Origin of the sequence: Serratia sp. CC22-02 (genome assembly GCF_900182895.1) — a bacterium.
In the GTDB taxonomy this organism is placed as follows: domain Bacteria; phylum Pseudomonadota; class Gammaproteobacteria; order Enterobacterales; family Enterobacteriaceae; genus Serratia; species Serratia nevei.
Map to the genome: position 1 here is coordinate 1,261,161 of NZ_FXUD01000001.1, position 19,722 is coordinate 1,280,882.

Sequence of the window (19,722 nt, forward strand, 5' to 3'; positions counted from 1 at the left end):
TGTTCCTGGTGATTAAGCGTTAATAGCGGGCGATAATATCCTCGATTTGCCGTTTATCTTTGGCGTAAAATAACGCCTCCATGGCCTGATTGTCTGAAAATAATTCCGCCAGTTGCGAAATCAATTCGATGTGGCTGTCGCCGTCGGGCGCCGAAAGCATCACCACCACCTGAACCGGATCGTTATCCGCGGAATGAAAGTTCACCCCCTGATGGATCTTCAACAGCGATAATCCCAACGCGTTGGCGCCCTCTTCGGGCCGGGCGTGCGGCATGGCGATGCCCGGCGCCAGGACAAAGTAAGGCCCGAGCTTCTCCTGCTGATGAAAGATGGCCGTCAGGTAATTCGGCGTGATCACGCCGTCTTGCAGCAGCGGCTGCGCGCTCAGCGTTACCGCCTGGCGCCAGTCCTCCACCCGTTCGCACAGCTGTATATGATCGGCGGTCAGCCACTCTTTCAGCACGTTACCCTCCTAAAGGTTGATGGTTTCGGCCGGTGATTAATTCACCGACGACGGTAAAACTTTAATCAACCCCACCCGGCCACACAGTGATGGATATCACAAAGATAGCGCTACCAAAGCGCTATCATGCAGATCTGTGATAGCGCTATCAAAACGCCGCGCCGCGGCATGGCGTTAACCACAATTTTTTCTCGCTCTTTCGGGTAACGGGGTAGAATGTGCCGCATACGGGGATCGTCGAAGCCGCGCCGTCGGCTTCCCACCCTCACCATTTTTATGCGCCGCGCGCGCATTTCAGTCGGGATTAGGCATGTCGATCGGTAAAAAACGACGCAGCACGGGCAGGGTGACGTTGGCTGACGTAGCGCAGCTGGCGGGCGTCGGCACCATGACGGTGTCGCGCGCGCTGCGCACGCCGGAGCAGGTTTCAGACAAACTGCGCGAGAAGATTGAAGCCGCGGTGAGCGAACTGGGGTATCTGCCCAACCTGGCCGCCAGTTCGCTGGCGTCGGCCTCGTCCTACACCATCGCCATGGTGGTGCCCAGCCTGTCCGAATCCGGCTGCGCCGAGATGTTCGCCGGCCTGCAGAAAGTGCTGCAGCCGGCCGGTTATCACATCATGCTGGCGGAGTCGCAGCACCATCTGGAGCGCGAAGAGAAATTGCTGGAGACCCTGCTCTCTTACAACCTGGCGGCGGCGGTGCTGCTCAGCGTCGAGCATTCGCAAAACGCCCGCAACGCGCTGATCGCCGCCAACATTCCGGTGGTGGAGATCGGCGCCGTGCGCGCCGATCCGATCGACATGAGCATCGGCATCGACTACGTGGCGGCCATGTATCAGCTGACGCAAACGGTGATCGCCAGCGGCTATCAGAACATCGGGCTGCTGTGCGCCAATCAGGAACAGTGGATCTTCCAGCAGCACCTGCAGGGCTGGCACAAGGCGCTGCTGCGCAACCATATGTCGCCGCATCGGGTGATCAACGCCGCACAGCCCGCCAGCTTCAGCACCGGCGCGCAGCAGCTGCCGGAATTCCTGCTGGCCTGGCCGGAACTGGACGCATTGGTGTGCGCCTCGGACGAACTGGCCGGCGGCGCGCTGTATGAATGCCAGCGACGGCGCATCAAGGTGCCGGACAATCTGGCGGTGGTGGGGTTCGGCAACAGCGAGTTCAGCCGGGTCTGCCAGCCGCCGCTGACCACCATGACCATTCCGCATCGCGACATCGGCATTCAGGCCGGCCAGGCGCTGCTGGCGCGCCTGAACGAGCAGCCCTGGCTGCCGGCAGGCTCCCTGCCCGCCACGCTGTGCCGCCGCGACAGCTGCTGAATCCGCGCCATAAAAAAAGCCGGTCGATGACCGGCTTTCTCACGCGTTGGCGTCTCAGTGGTTGTCGAGCGGCTTACCGTAATCCTGTTCGTTGTTGCGCGTCAGCCACAGCGACAGCGCCTTCAGCGAATCCGGGGTAAACTCGTCGCAGCGCGCGGTGATCTCTTCCGGCGTCAGCCAGCACACCTCGGCCACTTCTTCTTCCTGCAGCGCGAACGGGCCGTGCGATACGCAGCTGAACAGCGCGCCCCACACCCGGCACTGCTCTTCTTCGAAGTAGAACAGACCGTGTTCGGCGAAAGGCACACCGGCGATGCCCAGCTCTTCTTCCGCCTCGCGGCGCGCCGAATCCAGCACGTTTTCACCGCTTTGCACTACGCCACCCGCCGTTGCGTCCAACCAGCCCGGGTAGAAGTCCTTGATCTCGGTGCGACGCTGCACCAGAATTTTTCCCATCCCATCATGCACCACAATATAGGTAGCACGATGGCGCAGCCGCTCCGCCCGCATCTGTTGACGACTGGATTGCGCGATCACCTCGTTTTGCTCGTCGACGATATCAACCCATTCGGTATCTGCAGCCTGACCCTGTTCCGCCATCCTCTAAAACCTTCTATTTTGGCGCGATGCATCCCGCGCGCTGGTTAATCAATGAGTGTTTTTCAAAGATTTTTATTGTGTGTGTATAAATTAGTGCGTTTAGCGTGTTAACGCCACTTCCGCGACGACCTTGCCGCCGTCGAGCGTCAGCACGCGCAAAGTGCCCCGATCCAACATGCCGTAGCTGGCCGGAAAGCCCCCTTTGGGAATGCTGACCGAGCCCGGATTGAAGCAATAGATCTCACCCTGCCGCTCCGCCTGCGGCAGATGCGTATGGCCGTAGGCCAGGACGTCACCGCGGGATAACGGCGGCAGTGCCGAGGGATGATAAAGGTGACCGTGGGTCAAAAACAATCGTCTTTTTTGCAGTAAAACCTGTTGCCAGGGCGCCTCGATGGGAAACGTCAGCAGCATCTGATCGACCTCGCTGTCGCAATTGCCGCGAACGGCGATGATCTTGTCGCTATAGCGATTCAATCGTTCGGCAACCTGAGCGGGCTGATACCCGGCCGGCAGCGCGTTGCGCGGGCCGTGATTCAGCAAATCACCCAGAAGAATCAACCAGTCGGCGCCATTTTGTGCGAACAATTCCAGCACGCGTTCGGTGGCCGGCAGCGAGCCGTGGATATCCGAGGCGAACATCAGCTTCATAACCTTGTCCTATAGAGGGAAATAAGCGCCATTTTACCGCGCCGGCGCCGTGCGGCAAACCGCCGTCCGCCCCGGTGGAGAATTGTGATCCAACCGCGCAGATAGCATCGGACGAATCCCACATAGCCTGCTATCCTTAGCTGCTATTGTTGGATCTCTGATATACCTTTGTGCGCGGCGAAGACCGCAGCAACGTGTAATGAATTACAGATCACCTTACCGCAGGAGGCAACATGATTGACCTGTATTACGCGCCTACTCCCAATGGTCACAAGATCACCTTGTTTTTGGAAGAGGTCGGCTTACCCTACCGTATCCATCGCGTAAACATCAGCGCCGGCGAGCAGTACAAACCGGACTTTCTGAGCATTTCTCCCAACAACAAAATCCCGGCGATCGTCGATCAGCAACCGGTGGACGGCGGCGCGCCAATCAGCCTGTTCGAGTCCGGGGAAATCCTGCTGTATCTGGCGGAGAAAACCGGCAAGCTGTTGAGCAAGGGCCTGCGCGAACGCGCCGCCACCCTGCAGTGGCTGTTCTGGCAGGTGGCCGGTTTCGGGCCGATGCTCGGGCAGAATCACCACTTCAACCACTACGCGCCGCAGCCGGTGCCTTACGCCATCGAGCGCTATCAGCTGGAGACCAAGCGGCTGTATGGCGTGCTGGAAGCCGAACTGCAAAAACACCCGTACCTGGGCGGCGACAACTACAGCATCGCCGATATCGCCACCTACCCGTGGGTGGTGTCGCATCCGCGCCAGCGCATCGATCTGGCGGATTACCCGGCGGTGCGCAACTGGTTCGAGCGCATCAGCAACCGCCCGGCGACCGAGCGCGCCTATAAGCTGGCTGAACAGGGCTAACCCCCGCTCCCCGACTCCCCGCCGCCGGGGAGTCACATCGCCCCTGCGTTATCATTTCCCTACTTTCCGTGTATTCTGAACGCCAATAATCAGACCTATGGAGAATCTCTGATGTCTTTCAGTCAACCCGACGCCGTTATTCGCATTAAAAATCTGCGGTTGCGCACGTTCATCGGTATCAAGGAAGAAGAAATCAACAACCGACAGGACGTCCTGATTAACGTGGTGATCCACTACCCGGCGGACAAGGCGCGCAACAGCGAAGACATCGCCGACGCGCTCAACTACCGCACCATCACCAAAGCGATCATCCGCCATGTGGAAGATAACCGTTTCGCGCTGCTGGAAAAATTAACGCAGGATGTGCTCGATATCGTAAAAGAACATGCCTGGGTAACCTATGCTGAAGTGGAGATAGATAAACTTCTGGCCCTGCGCTACGCCGATTCGGTCTCCATGACCATGAGCTACCGCCGGGACTAACTCAGGGAGGTCGACCATGCGGATCCTGATCACCGGCGCAACGGGATTGATAGGCAGCAGCCTGACGGCCAGGCTGCTGGCGCTTTCTCACCACATTACGGTGCTGACGCGAGACGAACGGCGAGCCCGGGCCAGGCTGGGCGACCAACCGAGCTATTGGCAAACGCTGGACGACCGGCAGTCGCTGGATGACTTCGATGCGGTGATCAATTTGGCCGGCGAACCTATCGCCGACAAGCGCTGGAGCGCACAGCAGAAACAGCGGCTGTGCCATAGCCGCTGGGATCTGACCGAGCGGTTGGCGCAGCTTATCAAGGCCGGCAGCACGCCGCCCGGCGTGCTGATTTCCGGTTCCGCCGTCGGCTACTACGGCGACCAGGGGCAGGCGGTGGTCACCGAAGAGGAGCCGCCGCACGACGAATTCACCCACCAGCTGTGCCAACGCTGGGAAGCGCTGGCGCTGCAGGCGCAGAGCGACGCCACCCGGGTCTGCCTGCTGCGCACCGGCGTGGTGCTAGCGCCACAGGGCGGCGCGCTGGCTAAAATGCTGCCGCCGTTCCGCTTCGGGCTGGGCGGCCCGATCGGCGACGGTCGCCAATACCTGCCGTGGATCCATCTCGAAGACATGGTCAACGCCATTATTTATCTGCTGGATCACGCCACGCTGACCGGCCCGTTCAACATGGTCGCTCCCTACCCGGTGCATAACGAACAGTTCGCCGCCCAATTGGCCAACGTGCTCGATCGCCCGGCGTTTCTGCGGGTGCCGGCGTTCGTCATGCGTTTGTTGATGGGGGAAGCGGCGGTGCTGGTGCTCGGCGGCCAGCGGGCGGTGCCGAAGCGGCTGGAGGAGGCCGGCTTCCACTTCCGCTATCTGGAGCTGGAACAGGCGCTGGATGACGTGATTAATCAGCGGGCCGAAGCCCGCTGATCTGAAGTTACTTCAACGCGCCGGACAGGAACTGCTGCAGGCGCGGGCTTTTGGGGTTGCCGAACAGCTCGGCCGGCGGCCCCTGCTCTTCAATCAACCCTTTGTGCAGGAAAATCACGTGGTTGGAAACGTGGCGCGCAAACTCCATTTCGTGCGTCACCACCACCATGGTTTTCCCCTCTTCCGCCAGCTTCTGCATGATACGCAGCACCTCGCCCACCAGCTCGGGATCCAGCGCCGACGTCGGCTCGTCAAACAGCAGCACTTCCGGCTCCATCGCCAACGCGCGGGCGATAGAAACACGCTGCTGCTGGCCGCCCGACAGGTGCACCGGGTATTTGCCGCGCGCCCGCTCATCGATGCCCACCTTATCCAGATAGCGAACCGCGCGCTCATGCGCTTCGGCCTTGCTCAGCCCCAGCACCTGCACCGGCGCCTCCATCACGTTCTCGAGCACCGTCATGTGGCTCCACAGATTGAAATGCTGGAACACCATGGTCAGGCGGGTGCGCAGCAGCTGCAGCTGCTTCTTGTCGAACACCTTCAGCTGGCCGTCTTTGTCGCGCACCATGCGAATGTCTTCGTTGTTCAGGCTGATCGAGCCTTCGCTCGGCTTCTCGAGGAAGTTGATGCAGCGCAGAAAGGTACTTTTGCCGGAGCCGGAGGAGCCGATGATGCTGATCACATCCCCGGCGTTGGCCGCCAGCGAGACACCCTTCAGCACTTCGTGGTCGCCATAGCGTTTATGCAGTTCCGTGACGGCTAATTTATTCTCAGACATGGTTTTTCTTCCCGTCATTTATCAGTGACTAACGTGTGCCATCCAGCGTCTTTCAGCCTTGCGGAACAGGCTGATTAACACGTAGGAGATGATCAGGTACAGCACCGCCGCGATGCCGAAGGCGTAGAACGGCTGATAGGTCGCGGCGTTGATGTCGCGCGCGATCTTCAGCAGATCCGGCACGGTGGCGGTAAACGCCAGCGCGGTGGAGTGCAGCATCAGGATCACTTCGTTGCTGTAAGCCGGCAGCGCGGTGCGCAGCGCCGAAGGTAAAATGATGCAGCGATACATCTTGAAGCGCGAGAAACCGTAGGCGTTGGCGGCCTCGATTTCACCGTGCGGCACCGAGCGGATGGCCCCGGCGAAGATCTCGGTGGTATAGGCGCAGGTGTTGAGCGTCAGCGCCAGGATGGTGCAGTTGAGCCCGCTGCGGAAAAACGCGTTGAGAAACTCGCTGCCGCGCACGATCTCAAGGCTGTACATGCCGGAGTAGAACACCAGCAGCTGCACGTACAGCGGCGTACCGCGAAACACATAGGTGTAGAGCCACACCGGGAAACGCACCCAGCGGATGGAAGAGACGCGCGCCACCGCCATCGGGATCGCCAGCAGCCCGCCCATCACCACCGAGGCGATCAGCAGCCACAGCGTTACCGCCACGCCGGTGAAGCGGTAGCCGTCGCTCCACAGCAGCGACTGCCAATACTGTTGCAGGATCTCAATCATAGCTCGGCCCTCTTGACGCCCAGTGAGTAACGCCGTTCAAGCCACAGCAGCACGCCGTTGGAAACGGTAGTGAAGATCAGGTAAACCACGCCGGCCACGATGGCGAAGAAGAACGGCTGATAGGTGCCTTTCCCCGCCAGCTGCGTGGCTTTCACCACGTCGTTCAGGCCGAGGATCGACACCAGCGCCGTCGCCTTCAGGATCACCTGCCAGTTGTTGCCGATGCCCGGCAAGGCGAAACGCATCATCGCCGGGAACAGAATGCGCCGAAAGATCTGCGCGCCGCTGAAGCCGTAGGCCGTCGCCGCTTCGATCTGCCCTTTCGGCACCGCCAGATAGGCGCCGCGGAAGGTCTCGGTAAAATAAGCGCCGTAGATAAAGCCGAGGGTAATGATGCCGGCGCCGAGCGGATCGATATCGATCTGCGCGAAGCCCAGCAGCGTGGTGATGTTGTTCAGCGCGATCTGTAAACCGTAAAAGATCAGCAGCATCAGCACCAGATCGGGCACGCCGCGGATCAGCGTGGTATAGGCACCGAACAGGCCGGAGATTAAGGGGTTATGAGACAGTTTGCCACCGGCGCCGATCAGACCGATCACCACCGCCAGCACCACGGAACTGAGGGCCAGCTCCAACGTCACCAGAGCCCCCTCGAAAATCAGTTGGGAATAGCCTTGCAGCATCTACTTCACCCTGTGGTCTAGGATCCGAACCATCGGGGCCGGCGCACCGGCCCCGCAGTCACAGCATGGAACGGGAAGCGGATTACCCGCCGTAGACGTCAAAGTCGAAGTACTTTTTCGCGTATTTGTCGTAGGTGCCGTCTTTACGCATCTCGGCGAAGGCTTTGTCCAGCGCCGCTTTCAGCTCGGTATCGGTCTTGCGCAGCCCCATGCCGGTGCCGACGCCGAAGAACTTGTCATCCTTCACCGATTCGCCGGCGAACGCATAGTCTTTGCCCGGTGGCTGTTTCAGGAAGCCGTCGCTGCCCGCTACTTCATCCTGGAAGGCGGCATCGATACGGCCGGAGGCCAGGTCGGCATAAGCCAGATCCTGGTTCTGGTAAGGCACGACGGTCACCCCTTTCGGCTGCCACATGGCGTTGGCGTAGGCTTCCTGGGTCGTGCCCTGCAGCACGCCCACGCTCTTGCCTTTCAGCGCTTCGGCGGTTGGCAGCAGCTTGGAGCCCTTCGGCGCGATCAGACGCGCGTTGGCGGCATACAGCTTGTCGGTAAAGGCGATTTCCTGCTGGCGTTTTTCAGTGATGGACAGCGAAGAGATAATGGCGTCAATCTTCTTCGCCTTGAGGGATGGGATCAGCGCGTCGAAGTCGCTCTCCACGAAGGTGCATTGGGTATTGATGCGTTTGCACAGCTCTTTGGCCAAATCGATGTCAAAGCCGACCAGCTCGCCTTTGGCGTTTTTGGATTCAAACGGCGCGTATGTCGGATCGGTGCCAATCTTCAGCGTGGAAGGAATGGCGGCAAAGGCGCTGCTGGCGGCGCTCAAAGCCAGAACTAACGGCAAAATCAAAACCCGCTTTTTCATAAATTACCCTCAAATTGATTTTTTTGATGCCACTACGGGCATTACTTTCCCCACCAAATCAATTTGCAGTAATCGTGCCACATTCGGTGCTACGGGCGGAGGGAACGGCTCCGGCCTTCACAATACTGTTTCCTGGGACGATAACCGCAAAATTAAATCGGCCGGTCGGGGCCGCGCCACTGGCAGCCGCGACAAGGCGGCGCCATGAAACAGTGAGCGTGATGAAGTGGGATCATTATGGTGCATACTCCGCCCCAATTCAGTGCGGTGTTGCACAAATGTACCAATTTAGGGATAAAACTGTTAATTAGCACCCTGCCAGCGGGTGAACAGGTCGATCGGCAGTTCGATATCAAACTGATCGATCACCCGATTGACGGTCTGATCGATGATGTCTTCCACGCTTGTCGGCTGGTGGTAAAACGCCGGCACCGGCGGCATGATCACCGCCCCCATCTCCGCCGCCTGGGTCATCAACCGCAGGTGCCCCAAATGCAGCGGCGTTTCCCGCACGCACAGCACCAAACGGCGGCGCTCTTTGAGCACCACGTCGGCGGCACGGGTCAGCAGCCCGTCGCTGTAGCTGTTGACGATGCCGGACAGGGTTTTGATCGAGCAAGGCAGGATTGCCATGCCCAGGGTCTTGAAGGAGCCGGAGGAGATGCCGGCGGCGATGTCGCGCGCGTCGTGCACCACATCGGCCAGCGCCTGCACTTCACGCAGGCTGTACGGCGTTTCCAGCGCCAGCGTCTGTCTTGCCGCGTTACTCATCACCAGATGGGTTTCCACCTCTGCGACGTCGCGCAAAACCTGTAACAGGCGCACGCCGTAGACAGCGCCGCTGGCGCCGGAAATGCCGATGATGAGTCGTTTCATGAAGAATGGCCTCTGCCGTAAAAAGTAAGATCAGGCAGACTTTGCCGCAATGGCGAGGGATAAGCAAGTCAGAGGAGCAAGGTGCACCGCCGCAGACGCGGCGATGCACCCTGAGGGATCAACGCAGGCGGTTAGCCTTCGTTGTGCAGTTCCAGATTTTCCGCTTCGGTTTGCACCCGCAGCGCCTTGGCGTCGTCGCTGCGCAGCGACTCCAGGTATTCCAGATAGCTTTGGTCGACGTCTTTGGTCACGTAGATGCCGTTGAACACCGAACATTCGAACTGGGTGATGTCCGGGTTCTCTTCGCGCACCGCTTCGATCAGATCGTCCAGGTCCTGGAAAATCAGCCCGTCGGCGCCGATGATCTGGCGGATTTCATCCACTTCACGCCCGTGGGCGATCAGTTCGTTGGCGCTCGGCATGTCGATGCCGTAGACGTTCGGGAAGCGCACTTCCGGCGCGGCGGAAGCCAGGTACACGCGCTTGGCGCCCGCTTCGCGCGCCATCTCGACGATCTGTTCCGACGTGGTGCCGCGCACGATGGAATCATCCACCAGCAGCACGTTCTTGTCGCGGAACTCGGCGCGGTTGGCGTTCAGCTTGCGGCGCACCGACTGGCGACGCGCCTGCTGGCCCGGCATGATGAAGGTGCGGCCGACGTAGCGGTTCTTCACGAAGCCCTGGCGGTATGGCTTCTCGAGAATGCGCGCGATCTCCAGCGCGATGTCGCAGGAGGTTTCCGGAATCGGGATCACCACGTCGATGTCCAGATCTTCCCACTCGCGGGCGATCTTCTCACCCAGCTTCTGGCCCATGCGCACGCGGGCGCTGTAGACCGAGATCTTGTCCATAAAGGAGTCCGGGCGCGCGAAATAAACGTATTCGAACAGGCACGGGTTGGTTTTCGGGTTCTCCGCGCACTGGCGGGTGAACAGCTGGCCCTTGGTGGTGATGTACACCGCTTCGCCCGGCGCCACGTCGCGCAGGAACTCAAAGCCCAGGGTATCCAGCGCCACGCTCTCGGAGGCCACCATGTACTCGCTGCGGCCATCCTCCAGCGTGCGCTTGCCGATCACCAGCGGGCGAATGCCGTTCGGGTCGCGGAACGCCAGCAGGCCGTGGCCGATGATCATCGCCACGCAGGCGTAAGCGCCGCGCAGTTGCTGATGCATGGCGGCGACCGCGGTAAAGATGTTGTCGGCCTCCAGCGGGTAGTGCGGGAAGCGGTCCAGCTCGCTGGCCAGCACGTTCAGCAGGATTTCCGAGTCGGAGGTGGTGTTGACATGGCGGCGGCCGCTTTCGAACAGATTTTGGCGCAGCTCATGGGCGTTGGTCAGGTTGCCGTTGTGGGCCAGCGTAATGCCGAACGGCGAGTTGACGTAGAAAGGCTGGGCCTCAGAGGCGCTCGAGCTGCCGGCCGTCGGGTAACGCACATGGCCAATGCCCATGTTGCCCTGCAAGCGTTGCATATGGCGCGCCTCAAACACATCCTTCACCAGGCCGTTGGCTTTACGCAAACGGAACCCGTTGTGGGCGTCAATGGTGACGATGCCTGCGGCATCCTGGCCACGGTGCTGAAGCACCGTCAGCGCATCATAAATCGACTGGTTTACCGGCATGAAACCGGCGATACCGACAATACCGCACATGTTGTCTTTTCCTCATCAGCGCTACCGCCCCGGCAATTGGGTCGGCAAGAAACTCGACGTGCTCTGCAGGTAGTCAAAGAACCACCTGATGACGTAACTGAACTGGGGAATGAGCTGCGACTGTTTCCAGTCGGCGCTTTGTGAGAAGCCGGTAAAGGTATCCAGGAAGAACAGGATCGCCGCGACGATCAACACTCCGCGCAGCGCGCCGAAGCAGATGCCCAACACGCGGTCGGTGCCCGACAACCCGGTTTTCTCTACCAGTGAGCTAATCACATAGTTAACAATAGCCCCTACGATCAAGGTCGCGATGAACAAAATCGCGATCGCGATGCCGTTTCGCACCAGTTCATCTTCAAAACGAGTGAAATAGACCGCAAGGTAAGAGTAGAAATGGCTGGCAACAAAAAACGCACATCCCCATGTCACAAGTGACAATGCTTCGCGAACAAACCCTCGGATCAGGCTCACCAGAGCCGAAAATCCAATCACCGCTATAATGACGTAATCAATCCAGACCATGAACTATTCCAATGATGAATCGCCCCTGCATCCAATTCGCGGCGAATTCTAACAGAAAAAGAAAACGTTTGCGTAGGGGATTTCCTACCACGTTACAAATAAAAAGCGGCGATCAAAAAATTCCCAATCGCCGCGCCTACATAGGTGATTTCGCCTGTAAAAGGCGCGGTTTTTCTCGCTTTCTCTCCACCACTCCTTAATTCAGGGGCGCATCGTGCTGCGCCCCCGCGGGGTTTAACGGCCGTACGGCTTCACCTGCCCGCTCAGTCCGCTGATCGAGTTCAGCGACGGCAGCGCCGCCTGCAGCTTCTGCTTGGAAGCGTCCGGGCCAACGTAGATGCGGGTGATCTGCCCCTGCACCGGCGTTGACGGCACGGTAAAGGCGCGATAGCCCGAGAGGCGCAGCGAGGCGACAATCTCGTTCGCCTTGGCGGCGTTTTTCAACGCCCCGAGCTGCACGACATAGGCTTGTCCAGCCGGCGCTTTTTCTTCCGCCGGTTTCGGCTGCGGTGCCGGTTCAGGCTTCGGCGTCGGTTCAGGTTTTGGTTCCGGCTTCGGCGCCGGCTTCACTTCCACCGGCTTCGGTTGCGGTGTCGGCTTCGGCTTCACTTCTACCGGTTTGGTTTCTACCGGTTTCGGCTTGGGCTGCGGCACCGGTTGAGGACGCGTTTCGACCGGCGGTGGTGCCACCTGCGTCGGCTGCTGAGCAGTCTGCCGCGCCGCCTGTTGCGCCGCCGCTTCGTTGGCCGCCTGCTGCTCGACCAGCGCGCCCGCCCCTTCCGGCGGCTGTGCCGGCAGCGGCTGCGTCACCGGCGGCAGCACGTCGTTCTCTTCGACATCGCCCGCCTTCGGCACCAACGGAATGGCCGCGAATTCATCCTCGTAATGCTTCTTTTTGCCGTCCAGCAGCCCTGGCAGGATGATTACCCCCAGCGCCACCAGAATCACGGTTCCGACCAGTCGGTTCTGAAATTTACTCGCCACTCACACTCCCCGCATCTCGTCTAACGCCGCCATCACCTGCGCCACGGTGTGGAACGATCCACAGACGATCACAATATCCTGTTTATCAGCATCCTGCATAGCCTGCCGCCAGGCAGTTTCGACATCATTAAAGCGGCGCGGTTCCGTCAGATGTTGCGCCAGCTGTTCGACGCTGGCGCCACGCGGCCCGTCGAGCGGTGCGCAGTACCATTCATCCACCTGCTCGCTGAGGCAGGCCAGCGTGCCAGCGATGTCTTTGTCCGACAGCATGCCCACCACCGCGCGCACCTTGCCGCCGTCGCGCGGCAGTTTGGCCAGGCGCCCGGCCAGATAGCCGGCGGCGTGCGGGTTGTGCGCCACGTCGAGGATCAGCGTCGGCTCCCGCCGCACGATCTGGAAACGCCCCGGCAGCGTCGCCTGTTGCAGCCCGGTGAAGATCGCGCGTTCGTCGATTTCCAGCGGGGAGCAGTTCAGCGCCGCCAGCGCGGTAGCGGCGTTGGCCAGCGGTACGTTCGGCGTCGGCAGATCGGTCAGCAGCGTGTCGCCGCCCTGCCACTGCCAGCGATCGCCCTGCTCGCTGAAGCTCCAGGCTTCGCCGCGGCGATACAGCGGCGCGCCCAGCGTTTCGGCAACCTGACGAATGCTGTCCGGCATGTCGGGTTCGCCCACCACCGCCGGCTTGCCGCTGCGGAAAATGCCGGCCTTCTCGCGGCCGATGCTTTCGCGATCGTTGCCCAGCCAGTCGGTGTGATCGAGCGCGATGCTGGTGATCACCGCCACGCTCGGATCGACGATGTTGGTGGCGTCGAGACGCCCGCCCAGCCCCACTTCCAGGATCACCACGTCGAGCCGCGCCTGTTTGAACAGCTGCAGCGCCGACAGGGTGCCGAATTCGAAATAGGTCAGCGACGTTTCGCCGCGGCCGGCTTCAATGGCGGCGAACGAGCGGCTGTGCTCCGCTTCGCTCAGCTCTTCCCCCTGAATGCGCACGCGTTCGGTATAGCGCACCAGATGCGGCGAACTGTAGACGCCGACGCGCAGGCCGGCGGCCAGCAGAATGGCTTCGAGGGTACGACAGGTGGTGCCTTTGCCGTTGGTGCCGGCAACGGTGAACACCGTGGGAGCGGGGGTCAGTAAATCCAGATGCGCCGCGACGCGCTGTACGCGCTCAAGGCCGAGTTCGATCGCCTGGCTGTGCAGACGTTCCAGATAATAAAGCCACGAGCTCAATGGCGACGTGGCTTGGGGAATTTGGTGGTTTTGCATGAGTCCCATCACTGAACTTGGGTTCATTAATCCATCAGGGCACCACCCTCACCGCGGTAAAGGCGATGCGCTTCGTGACTGCCGCCAGCCTGCAAACCGCAGCGAGATGGGCTGCGGCCGGCAGGGAACGGACATCAGCCGTCACTTAGCCACAAAGTGGCGGCTGAACCCGGGCGGGATCTGTCTTTGCCTCAGGCGTCGGCCTGCGGCTCCGGCTCAATGACCGGCGCGGCCTCATCGAAATGCGGCTGCGGCTGGTTGGTCAGCTTGGACAGAATGCTCGCCAACGTCTGGCGCATTTCCGGACGGCGAACGATCATGTCGATCGCGCCTTTTTCGATCAGGAACTCGCTGCGCTGGAAGCCCGGCGGCAATTTCTCGCGCACGGTCTGCTCGATGACGCGCGGGCCGGCAAAACCGATCAGCGCTTTCGGCTCGGCGATGTTGATGTCGCCCAGCATCGCCAGGCTGGCAGAAACGCCGCCCATGGTCGGGTCGGTCAGCACGGAGATGTACGGCAAGCCGCGCTCCTGCATTTTGGCCAACGCCGCGCTGGTTTTCGCCATCTGCATCAGCGACATCAGCGCTTCCTGCATGCGCGCGCCGCCGCTGGCGGAGAAGCACACCAGCGGACAGTTGTCCTCCAGCGCCTGCTCAACCGCACGCACGAAGCGCGCGCCGACCACGGAAGACATCGAGCCGCCGATGAAGGCGAATTCGAAGGAGGCCGCGACGATCGGCATACCGTACAGCGTGCCCTTCATCACCACCAGCGCGTCTTTCTCGCCGGTCGCTTTCTGTGCGGCGACCAGGCGATCTTTATAGCGCTTGGAATCCTTGAATTTCAGAACGTCTTTCGGCTCCAGATCGCTGCCCAACTCCACTTCGCTGCCTTCGTCCAGCAGGGTATGCAGACGCGCGCGCGCGCCCATACGCATGTGGTGGTCGCACTTCGGACACACTTCCAGATTACGCTCCAGCTCGGCGCGGTAGAGAACCTGGCCGCAGCTGTCGCATTTGGTCCAGACCCCTTCAGGAATGCTCGCCTTACGGGTTTGTGTGATATTGCTCTTGTTAAGAATTCGTTCAATCCAGCTCATCGATGACCTTTCTGTTTGAACCTGGCACACGCCAGTCCGCTGTTCATGCTTTAACAATCCCCCCGAAAACACCCCAATGAAAAAATGCCCGTTCGCGGCGCGGCAAGCGCGGCGACTGAGGCATCGGCTTCAGGGTTGTTCGCAGGAACAGACCATAATGTCGCTCATTAAACCATATCGGCCCGACGCTGTGGACAAAAAACTGGTCGAACCGACAGGTTAAACAATGTTTTTACTGTTTTTGCTGGCGGGCGGCCGCGCGCTTGTGGCGCCAAATTTCAATCACGCCCGGCAGAATCGAAACGATGATGATCCCGACGATCAGCAGTTTCAGGTTCTCCTGCACCACCGGCAGATCGCCGAACAGGTAGCCAGCATAAGTGAAGAGCAGCACCCAAACCAGTGCGCCAATCACGTTGTAGGCGGCGAAGTGGCGATAGGACATATGCCCCATACCAGCGACGAACGGCGCAAAAGTACGCACGATCGGCACGAATCGCGCCAGAATAATCGTTTTCCCACCGTGTTTCTCATAGAACTGGTGCGTCTTGTCCAGATAGCTGCGGCGGAAAATTTTCGAATTCGGGTTGCTGAACAGCTTCTCGCCGAACAACCGCCCGATAGTGTAGTTCACCGCATCGCCGAGGATCGCCGCCACCACCATCAACGCCACCATGGTGTGCACGTTCAGATCGTTGGTCGGCAACGCCGCCAGCGCACCGGCGACAAACAGCAAAGAATCCCCCGGCAGGAACGGCGTCACCACCAGACCGGTTTCGCAAAACAGGATCAGGAACAGAATAGCGTAGACCCACATGCCGTATTGTGCGACCAGTTCGGCCAGGTGCACATCAATATGCAGAATGAAATCAATAATAAACTTGATGATGTCCATAAATTCTCTCATTGATGCCGGGTGTTTCAGTCACCCGGCAGAAGCACAAGGGAGCGACGCTTTCAGGCGTGCCGGCGTTTAATCGTCGGGTAAAAACAGCGGCCCCATCGGCGGCCGCGGTATGCCAAAGTGGTCGGGATAGTCCACGGAAACCAGATACAGCCCCTCCGCTCGCGCCGTCGCCGCCGCCAGGTTGCGATCTTTCAGTGCCAGCAACTCGGCCATCCAGTTCTCATCCTGATTGCCGCAGCCGATCTCCATCAGGCTGCCGACGATGTTGCGAACCATGTGATGCACGAAGGCATTCGCCTTGATATCTACCACAATATATTCGCCGTAGCGCGTAACCTTAACGTGTTTTACGCAGCGCCACGGGGTGCGCGACTGACATTGCACCGCGCGGAACGAAGTGAAGTCGTTTTCGCCCAGCAGCGCCTGCGCCGCCCGATGCATGCGATCGGCGTCCAGCGGGTGATAAAAATGCGTCACCCCCTGTTGCAGCACCGCCGGCCGGTAGCGATGGTTGAAAATAATATAGCGGTAGCGGCGCGCGGTGGCGCTGAAACGCGCGTGAAAATCGTCGGCAACGGGGCTCACCCAACGCACCGCGATATCCGGCGGCAGATGGGTATTTACCCCCATCGTCCAGGCGGCGTCCTTGCGGCGCGCGGTGGTTTCGAAATGCACCACCTGCCCGGTGGCGTGCACCCCGGCGTCGGTACGCCCGGCGCACAGCACGCTAATCGGCGCATCCGCCACCTTGCTCAACGCCTGCTCCAGGCGTTGCTGCACGCTGGCCACTTCTTGCTGCCGCTGCCAGCCGTAGTATCGGCTGCCGTCATATTCGATGCCCAGCGCAATTTTCAGCGTTGGCTGAACGGGCGAGACCACCTCAGACATCAGTACATCTGCTCCTGCACCAAACGCTCGGCGGTTTCGATAGCCATCAATGCGCCGCCGAAGCGCACATTGTCCGCCACCGTCCAGAACTGCAACAGCTCGGGGATGCCGTAATCGTTACGCAGACAACCGATGCTGAGCGCATCGCTGCCGGAGGCGTCGGTGACCTGAGTCGGGTAATCGTCCTCTTCGCTCAGCTGAATGTCCTCGATCTCTTCGAGCTCGCTGCGCGCCTCTTCGGCGGACAGCGGGCGCAGCGCTTCCAGGTGCACCACCTGCGCGTGGCCGTAAAACACCGGCGACTGAACGCAGCTCACCGAAATCGGCAGCCCTTCATCCTGCAGCACCTTGCGCACCTGATCGACGATTAGGCGTTCTTCGCGCACGCTACCCTGCTCGTCGGCAATCAGCGGCAACAGGTTGAACGCCAGCTGCTTGCCGAAAACGCCTTCCTCGGCCGGAATGCCGTTCAGCAGGCGCGCGCTCTGGCCGGCCAAATCGTCCACCGCCACCTTGCCGCGCGACGATACCGACATCAGCGTGGTGACGTGCAGACGCGACAGCCCCGCCTGTTCGGTCAGCGGCTTGATCGCCGTCAGCAGCTGGCTGACCATGCTGTCGGCCACCGCCACGATATTGCGGTTGCGGTAATCCGCCAGCACCTGCGGGTTAACGCCCGGCACCACCAGCGGCACATCCGGCTCCATGGCGAACAGGCCGCTGGTGTCGATCACCAGGCAGCCCATGTTGCCGGCTTCTTCGGCATAGCGCGCGGACGCTTCGCTGCCGGCGACGAAGAAGGCCAGCTGCGCCTGTGACCAGTCGAACTCTTCGGCGTTTTGCACCAGAAGAGACTTGCCGTTGAAGCGCACATTGGCGCCCGCGCTGCGTTCGCTTGCCAGAGGATAGAGCTCACCCACCGGGAACTGGCGTTCCTGCAACAATTCCAGCAACGCTTCACCTACCGCGCCAGTGGCGCCGAGCAGCGCGATATTCCAGCCGTCAGACATCGGGTTTTCTCCAGAGTATTTCATTCATAAAAGCAGACGGGCAGTGCAATCACCGCCCGATAATCTTTGCCGCTCACTGTAGCGGCGTTGGCTTAAGACAACCTTACGCGCTATGCCACGCTGAAACCCAGCTTGCCGAGCAGCTCGGCGCTGGCGCTGTCATCGCATTGCACGGCCAGCGACGACCACTCGCGGCGTTCCTGATAGTGCTTGCGCAGGCGATCGAATTCGCCCGGTTGCCCGGCGACTTTGCGCAGCGGCGCATCATCGCGGCGCACATCATACACCAAGTGCATCAATCGTTTTAACCGCGCTTCATCCAGCGGCCCGTTGAGGCGGATCTGGCTGAACTCCGGCACCGGCAGCAGCGAGGCCAGCGCCACCTGCTGCGGCTGCCCCAGATGGCGGCTGAACGCTTCGAACACCTGAGTGGTGCCGCGCGCCTTGCCTTCCAGCGTATACCCGGCGATGTGCGCAGTGCCGATATCCACCCGCGCCAGCAGCGGCAAGGAGAGATCCGGCTCCGGTTCCCACACGTCCAGCACCGTGCTCAGCTTTTTGCCCTTTTCCAGCGCCTGCAACAACGCGGCGTTATCCACCACCGGCCCGCGGCAGGCGTTGATCAGAATGCGGTTGTCCGGCAGCGCCGCCAACAGATCGGCGTCCGCCAGATGCAGCGAATGGTATGGGCCGGATTTATTCAGCGGCGTATGGAAGGTCAGCACGTCGGCCTCGGCCACCAGCTTCTCCAGCGGCCAAAACTCCCCGGCGTCGCCGCGATCGGCACGCGGCGGATCGCACAGCAGCGTGCGCACGCCCAGCGCTTTGAGGCGCGCGTCCAGGCGGGAACCGACGTTGCCCACGCCGATGATGCCGACGGTTTTATCCCGCAGATGGAAGCCATCGCGTTCGGCCAGCAGCATCAAGGCAGAGAACACATACTCGACCACCGCAATGGCGTTGCAGCCCGGTGCGGCGGAAAAGCCGATGCCCTGCCGTTGCAGCCAGGCGTCATCGACGTGATCGGTGCCGGCGGTGGCGGTACCGACAAAGCCGATGCGGCTGCCGGCCAGCAACGCTTCATTGACCTTGGTGACCGAACGCACCATCAGCGCATCGGCATCCGCCAGCGCCTCACGCGGGATCGGGCGGCCCGGCACTGCCTGCACGTCGCCCAGGCGGCTGAACAGCTCGGCCGCGTACGGCATATTTTCATCAACCAGAATTTTCACTGCGTTCTCCGACGGTTTACGGCTATTTGTCTGCGAAATAGTGTGCCACTGAATCAGGCACGGCGAAAGCGCTCAGGGGTGGTGCCGGCGATCTGCTGGAACATGACGATAAACGCCGACGCGGAGCTGTAGCCGACGTCCAGCGCCACGTCCTGCACGGTCTTGCCCTGCTCGAGCAGCGACACGGCATGCAGGAAACGCAGGCGCTGGCGCCATTCGCTGAACGACATGCCCAGATCCTGCTGGCAGCGGCGCGACAGCGTGCGCTCGGTGGTGTAGACCCGAGCCGCCCACGCCGCCAGCGAGGTGTTGTCCGCCGGGCAGTGCTCCAGCGCTTCCAGCACCGGCGCCAAAAATTTGTCGTCCGACGACGGCAGATAGGTTTGCTGGCGCGGCGACAGGCGCAGCTGGTCGATCAGCACCTGGCACAGGCGCAAATCCTCTTCCGTTTGCGGAATGTACTGCTTACGCGCATAGAAATCCTCGGCGATGGCGCGGAATATCGGCGTCACGCTCACCAGGCAAGGGTCGGCCGGCATGCCGGCACACAGCGCCGGCGTAATGTCCACCATGCGGCACTGCGCCAGCCGCTGGTTATAGCAGGAGTGTTCGATGCCGGCCGGCGCCCACAGCACGAACTCCGGCGGCGCCAGAAAGCGCTGCCCGCCGATGCGCAGCACCATCACCCCGGCTTTGACCCACATCAACTGGCCCCAGGTGTGGCTGTGCGGCTGGAATTCGGTGCGCGCGTTGAACTCCTCGCAGCGGAACTGCACCGGCTTCGGCGCCGGGATCAGCGACTCGGGGAAATGGCGGATTTCTGGCATGGTTTCGTCCCGTGATTTGTCTTGTTTACGCCGATTTTTGTCTGGATATCGCTATATATGATAAACCGGACACGCGTAGACTAGC

Annotated in this window: 22 protein-coding genes; 4 read left to right on the forward strand and 18 right to left on the reverse strand. The window is 60.8% G+C overall.

Features of this window, described 5'->3' with window-relative positions:
- Window positions 1-19 precede the first annotated feature (19 nt).
- Window positions 20-463 carry a PTS sugar transporter subunit IIA gene (locus QOL81_RS05990; protein WP_060420033.1) on the reverse strand — a complete coding sequence of 148 codons (444 nt, stop codon included), beginning with the start codon at window positions 461-463 and terminating at the stop codon, window positions 20-22.
- 310 nt (window positions 464-773) lie between these two features.
- Here QOL81_RS05990 and QOL81_RS05995 point away from each other — a divergent pair, with 310 nt between their 5' ends.
- Window positions 774-1,793, forward strand: coding sequence for a LacI family DNA-binding transcriptional regulator (locus QOL81_RS05995; protein ID WP_038876425.1), 1,020 nt, complete (start codon window positions 774-776; stop codon window positions 1,791-1,793).
- A gap of 54 nt (window positions 1,794-1,847) precedes the next feature.
- On the opposite strand, the gene yfcD is transcribed toward QOL81_RS05995, so the two are convergent.
- Entirely contained in the window at window positions 1,848-2,393 is a 546-nt protein-coding gene (gene yfcD, locus QOL81_RS06000; protein ID WP_004936086.1) for an NUDIX hydrolase YfcD, read from the reverse strand.
- Window positions 2,394-2,492: 99 nt separating this feature from the next.
- Complete coding sequence (gene yfcE, locus QOL81_RS06005; RefSeq protein ID WP_033648055.1) at window positions 2,493-3,044, reverse strand: phosphodiesterase; 552 nt, start codon at window positions 3,042-3,044, stop codon at window positions 2,493-2,495.
- A 233-nt stretch (window positions 3,045-3,277) separates the two neighbouring features.
- Between yfcE and yfcG the strand changes: the two genes are divergently transcribed.
- The 3 genes from yfcG to QOL81_RS06020 all read left to right on the forward strand — a co-directional run bounded on the left by yfcG (window position 3,278) and on the right by QOL81_RS06020 (window position 5,321).
- Complete coding sequence (yfcG, locus tag QOL81_RS06010) at window positions 3,278-3,907, forward strand: GSH-dependent disulfide bond oxidoreductase (RefSeq protein ID WP_055317045.1); 630 nt, start codon at window positions 3,278-3,280, stop codon at window positions 3,905-3,907.
- A gap of 111 nt (window positions 3,908-4,018) precedes the next feature.
- The gene (gene folX / locus QOL81_RS06015; RefSeq protein WP_025303682.1) at window positions 4,019-4,390 is read left to right on the forward strand and encodes a dihydroneopterin triphosphate 2'-epimerase; all 372 of its coding nucleotides are present in this window, start codon (window positions 4,019-4,021) and stop codon (window positions 4,388-4,390) included.
- A 16-nt stretch (window positions 4,391-4,406) separates the two neighbouring features.
- A complete protein-coding gene (locus QOL81_RS06020) occupies window positions 4,407-5,321 on the forward strand; it encodes a TIGR01777 family oxidoreductase (protein WP_087763410.1) in 915 nt (304 codons plus the stop codon).
- A gap of 7 nt (window positions 5,322-5,328) precedes the next feature.
- On the opposite strand, the gene hisP is transcribed toward QOL81_RS06020, so the two are convergent.
- From hisP to QOL81_RS06095, 15 genes are all read right to left on the reverse strand, one after another.
- Complete coding sequence (hisP, locus tag QOL81_RS06025; protein ID WP_038876434.1) at window positions 5,329-6,102, reverse strand: histidine ABC transporter ATP-binding protein HisP; 774 nt, start codon at window positions 6,100-6,102, stop codon at window positions 5,329-5,331.
- A 21-nt stretch (window positions 6,103-6,123) separates the two neighbouring features.
- Window positions 6,124-6,828 carry an ABC transporter permease gene (locus QOL81_RS06030; protein ID WP_038876436.1) on the reverse strand — a complete coding sequence of 235 codons (705 nt, stop codon included), beginning with the start codon at window positions 6,826-6,828 and terminating at the stop codon, window positions 6,124-6,126.
- A complete protein-coding gene (locus QOL81_RS06035; RefSeq protein ID WP_060439354.1) occupies window positions 6,825-7,511 on the reverse strand; it encodes a histidine ABC transporter permease HisQ in 687 nt (228 codons plus the stop codon). The genes QOL81_RS06030 and QOL81_RS06035 overlap by 4 nt, the downstream gene beginning before the upstream one ends.
- An 82-nt stretch (window positions 7,512-7,593) precedes the next feature.
- Window positions 7,594-8,376: a histidine ABC transporter substrate-binding protein HisJ gene (hisJ, locus tag QOL81_RS06040; protein ID WP_019453740.1), complete on the reverse strand. Its 783-nt coding sequence runs from the start codon at window positions 8,374-8,376 to the stop codon at window positions 7,594-7,596.
- Window positions 8,377-8,679: 303 nt separating this feature from the next.
- Window positions 8,680-9,252, reverse strand: coding sequence for a UbiX family flavin prenyltransferase (locus tag QOL81_RS06045; protein WP_060420024.1), 573 nt, complete (start codon window positions 9,250-9,252; stop codon window positions 8,680-8,682).
- A gap of 131 nt (window positions 9,253-9,383) precedes the next feature.
- Window positions 9,384-10,901, reverse strand: coding sequence for an amidophosphoribosyltransferase (purF, locus tag QOL81_RS06050; protein ID WP_049200165.1), 1,518 nt, complete (start codon window positions 10,899-10,901; stop codon window positions 9,384-9,386).
- Window positions 10,902-10,922: 21 nt separating this feature from the next.
- Window positions 10,923-11,423, reverse strand: a complete 501-nt coding sequence (cvpA, locus tag QOL81_RS06055; protein WP_004936119.1) for a colicin V production protein — start codon at window positions 11,421-11,423, stop codon at window positions 10,923-10,925.
- A 234-nt stretch (window positions 11,424-11,657) separates the two neighbouring features.
- Complete coding sequence (gene dedD, locus QOL81_RS06060; RefSeq protein WP_038876445.1) at window positions 11,658-12,407, reverse strand: cell division protein DedD; 750 nt, start codon at window positions 12,405-12,407, stop codon at window positions 11,658-11,660.
- Entirely contained in the window at window positions 12,408-13,673 is a 1,266-nt protein-coding gene (gene folC / locus QOL81_RS06065) for a bifunctional tetrahydrofolate synthase/dihydrofolate synthase (RefSeq protein WP_047730185.1), read from the reverse strand.
- A gap of 191 nt (window positions 13,674-13,864) precedes the next feature.
- Complete coding sequence (gene accD, locus QOL81_RS06070) at window positions 13,865-14,773, reverse strand: acetyl-CoA carboxylase, carboxyltransferase subunit beta (RefSeq protein ID WP_025303691.1); 909 nt, start codon at window positions 14,771-14,773, stop codon at window positions 13,865-13,867.
- A 232-nt stretch (window positions 14,774-15,005) separates the two neighbouring features.
- Entirely contained in the window at window positions 15,006-15,668 is a 663-nt protein-coding gene (locus tag QOL81_RS06075) for a DedA family protein (RefSeq protein WP_019453745.1), read from the reverse strand.
- 78 nt (window positions 15,669-15,746) lie between these two features.
- Complete coding sequence (gene truA / locus QOL81_RS06080) at window positions 15,747-16,568, reverse strand: tRNA pseudouridine(38-40) synthase TruA (RefSeq protein ID WP_060420021.1); 822 nt, start codon at window positions 16,566-16,568, stop codon at window positions 15,747-15,749.
- Complete coding sequence (locus tag QOL81_RS06085) at window positions 16,568-17,578, reverse strand: aspartate-semialdehyde dehydrogenase (protein WP_060420019.1); 1,011 nt, start codon at window positions 17,576-17,578, stop codon at window positions 16,568-16,570. Before QOL81_RS06085 ends, truA begins: the two co-directional genes overlap by 1 nt.
- Window positions 17,579-17,688: 110 nt before the next feature.
- On the reverse strand, window positions 17,689-18,810 hold the full coding sequence (gene pdxB / locus QOL81_RS06090; protein WP_060420017.1) for a 4-phosphoerythronate dehydrogenase PdxB: 1,122 nt from the start codon (window positions 18,808-18,810) through the stop codon (window positions 17,689-17,691).
- Between the two features lie 53 nt (window positions 18,811-18,863).
- Window positions 18,864-19,637 (reverse strand): AraC family transcriptional regulator, encoded by a 774-nt coding sequence (locus QOL81_RS06095; protein ID WP_038876456.1) that lies wholly within the window; start codon window positions 19,635-19,637, stop codon window positions 18,864-18,866.
- Window positions 19,638-19,722: the final 85 nt, after the last annotated feature.